General features: G+C 52.1%; 1 protein-coding gene. It reads right to left on the bottom strand.

All coding sequences use genetic code 11. The features are described 5' to 3' along the window. A partial coding sequence (locus AAC147_RS06965) for a non-ribosomal peptide synthetase (RefSeq protein ID WP_047686094.1) occupies positions 1-3,949 on the bottom strand: 3,949 nt, incomplete at both ends.

The raw sequence follows: 3,949 nt of genomic DNA, 5'->3' as shown, positions 1-3,949 counted from the left end.
GTTGCAGAATCGAACAGATCGGTGGCGTATTCCAAATCTCCAACCAGACCGGTATCGGTTTCAGTCAGGAATAGTGTCAGATCAAATTGGGCGCTCTGGCGTAGCGGTTTGATCGGAGTCAGTTGCAGATCGGGTAACGTCAGGGGCTGAGACGGCGTATTGTTTAAGGCCAGCATTACCTGAAAAATGGGGCTGTAACTGAGGCTACGTTCAGGTTGCAACGTTTCTACTATTTGCTCAAAAGGCAGATCCTGATGAGCATAAGCGGCTAAAGCCCGTTCCCGAACCTGCGCAAGCAAGTCAGCGACACAAGGGTTATCATTCAGCGTGACACGTAAAGCCAGTGTATTGACAAAGAAACCAATCAGACCTTCGAGCTTATGGTGCGGACGATTGGTGACCGGTGTACCGATAACGATATCATCCTGACCGCTCAGCCGGGAGAGTACGATACTCCAGGCCGCCAGAAGAGTCATAAATAGGGTGGTATTATGGTGTTGTCCCAGTTGCTTGAGCGATGCCAGCAAAGCAGCGTCAAGTTCAAAGGACACCTGACTACCGCGATAAGTCTGTACGGCAGGGCGTGGCCGGTCAGTAGGCAGAGCTAATAAAGTCGGGGCGTCCGCCAGTTGTCGACACCAGAAATCACGTTGTACAGCGAGGATATTTCCTTGCAGCCAGTCATGTTGCCAGGCGGCATAGTCGGCATACTGAATGGGGAGAGGCGGCAACGGTTCATCATGACCTTCAAGGGTAGCCTGATAGATCGTACCCAATTCATGCACCAGCACACCGACAGACCAGCCATCAGCGATGATGTGATGCAGCGTTAACAGCAGCACATGCTCCTCGTCGGTCAATTGCAGTAATTGACCGCGAACCAATGGGCCTTGCGTAAAGTTAAAAGGTGTCTGTGTTTCGGTAACAGCAATTTCGGCAATGCGATGAGCCTGTTCTTCTGACGCAAATTGGCGCAGATCCTGACAAGATAAGGCAAAATCAGTACCCGCAGGGTCAATGTGTTGACAAGGCTGCCCGTCAATCAGGTCAAAACGGGTACGCAAACTTTCGTGGCGGGCAATCAGGTAATCAAGTGCGGTCAATAAGACGTGCTGATTAAGTGGCCCTGTCAGACGCAATGCCACTGGAATATGGTAAGCGAGACTGGCAGCCGGATCGAGATGGTGAAGGAACCATAGCCGTTGTTGCGCAAACGATATAGGCAGCGCTTGGTTGCGATCAACCGGGGGAATAACGATTTGTTCAGTTGCTGAAGTATTGGTGAGTACTTGTGCCAGATCTGCCAGCAGAGGGTAGGTAAAGAGTTGTTGTATGAGTAGTTCTCGTGCCAACGTCTGACGCACACGCGAAGCGAGCTGAACAGCAAGCAATGAATGACCACCGAGTTCAAAGAAATGGTCATAACGACCAACTTGTTCCACTTTCAGCAGGTCTTGCCAGATTTGCGCCAGTATGATTTCAGTTTCGCTGACGGGGGCTTCATAACTGCGCACTACGACAGCGGACAAATCTGGCGCGGGTAATGCCTGACGGTCAAGTTTACCGTTGGGCGTCAACGGAAAAGCTTCAAGAGTGACAAAGGCACTGGGTAACATATAGTCGGCAAGGCGTTGCGTGAGTTGCTGACGCAATTCGGCAGGAACTAATTTCACCCCTGCCTGCGGGCACAGATACGCTACCAATCGTTTCTGATTCGGCTCATCTTCACGAACCAATACGACGGCTTCTTTTACTCCGTGACATTGCATCAATCTGGCTTCGATTTCGCCTGGCTCGATGCGGAACCCACGCAATTTAATCTGAAAATCATTGCGGCCGAGATAGTCAATATTGCCATCAGAACGCCAGCGACCGAGGTCACCGGTTTTGTACATACGCGCATCCGATTCGGCAGAGAACGGATCAGGCAAGAAACGTTCGGCCGTCAATTCAGGGCGGTTCAGATAACCGCGGGCAACTCCCACGCCGGCGATATAAATTTCGCCAGCCGTGCCAAGGGGCACCGGTTGACCCTGCGGATCGAGGATATAGATCTGCGTGTTGGCAATCGGACGCCCGATAGGCGGTGCGCCTTCTTCCTGACTATTGCATAGATACATCGCTGAACAGACCGTACTTTCCGTTGGACCGTAGGCATTAATCATACGTCGTTCTGTAGCCCAACGTTTAACCTGTGAAGACGGGCAGGCTTCGCCGCCGACCAGCAGGGTTTCCAGCGTTGCAGGTATAGCATCCAGCGCTGCTAAGGCGGCCGGTGGCAAAAGCACATGCGTGATGGCCTGTATTTCCAGTGTCTCCAAGAGTGCCACACCCGGCAGCAGCGCGATACGCGAAGCCAGATGGAGGCAGGCGCCGCTCAAAAGTGCCATACAACATTCCCAGATACAGGCATCAAAACTGTTTGAAGCAAATTGCAAAATACGGCTGTTGGGGGTGATTGCCAGAGTATTTTGTTGGGTGACAATCAGGTTAGCCAGACCGCGATGCTCAACCATCACCCCTTTAGGCATGCCGGTCGAGCCGGAGGTATAGATCACATAAGCCAGATGATGTGATGTCAGTCCCAGTGTATGTACATCCGGGTTATGAGTCGGTTGTGTTGCCAGAAACGGTTCCAGATCGTCAAATGTCACCGTAAAAATGGGGCTTGTCAGTCTGTCGGGCTGTGTTGTTTGCATCAGCAACGTTTGGGTCAGCAGAACGACCGGCACGGCGTCTTCGAGCATATAGGCCAGCCGCTCCGTGGGGTAGGTAGGATCGAGCGGCACATAGGCGCCGCCGGCTTTGAGGATAGCCAGTAAACCTACCACCATCTCCGGGCCGCGTTCGACACAAATTGCCACCCGGTCATCGGGGCGCACACCTAATGTAATCAGATAATGTGCCAGACGGTTGGCGCGGAGATTAAGTTCGCCATAGCTGATAGCTTGCTCTTCAAACATAACGGCAATGGCGTCGGGATGATGCGCGGCTTGCACCTCGAACAGTTGGTGGATCAGGGCATCTTGCGGGAAGTCTGTCTGAGTTGCATTGAAATCGACTAATAATTTTTGTCGTTCTTCCGACGGTAATATGGGTAACGCTTGAATCAATTTTTGTGGGGCATGAGCCAATGTTTCAACCAGTCCACTAATGGCAGTAACCAGATAAGTGATTACGCGGTTGGGATCGATACCAGTTACAGCCAGAACTGTCAGACGAAAATCGGCGCCCAGATCATCTATCGATAAAGTAAGCGGATAGTGACTTCGCTCTTCAGTTGCGACAATACGTATCCCCGCTTGCGTCATCTCAATGCCATCTGATTGACTATGGCGATAATTGAGCAATGTACTGAACAGAGGCATGGATTGATCCATACCACTACAGCGTTGCGCCAGCACTAATGATGCCTGTTCGTGCTCCAGCAGTGTTGTCAGACTACGATAGATAACCTGCACGGCTTCTTGTACGCTGAGACCAGCCAGAGAGAGGCGCACAGGAAGAGTATTGATAAACAAGCCTGGCGTTCGTGAGGCTCCGGCAATCCCTTGTGAACGTCCCAATAGCACGGAACCAAAGACCACATCATCACGGCCACTGGTTTGAGCCAGTACTTGTGCCCAGGCTACATGGAACAGCACACTTGGGCTGACGCCCAGGCGGCGGGCCTGGGAGCGGATTGCTTCTGCCAGCACAGCATCAAGCGGAAGCTGCGCTTGGCTGACAGTTTTATTGTCGTTTTGTACTTTAAGTATGCCGAACGGTGCGGTTGGCTCGTCAATATCGGCAAACTGAGCGCGGAAATAGGCTTCGTGTACTGCCGCCGGTACGCTCAGGATTCGGGCAATAAAGTTGCGGTACGGCAGTACTGGGGGGAGTGTTTCGGCCTTGCCCTGTAATATTTGGGTAATTTCGGCAAAAATCAACGCCAGTGTCATATGGTCGC

This window comes from Xenorhabdus sp. NBAII XenSa04, from assembly GCF_963866145.1.
GTDB classification, from domain to species: Bacteria; Pseudomonadota; Gammaproteobacteria; order Enterobacterales; family Enterobacteriaceae; genus Xenorhabdus; species Xenorhabdus indica.
Note: the sequence above shows the minus strand (reverse complement) of the source record. Positions and strands in the feature narration are given on the sequence as shown.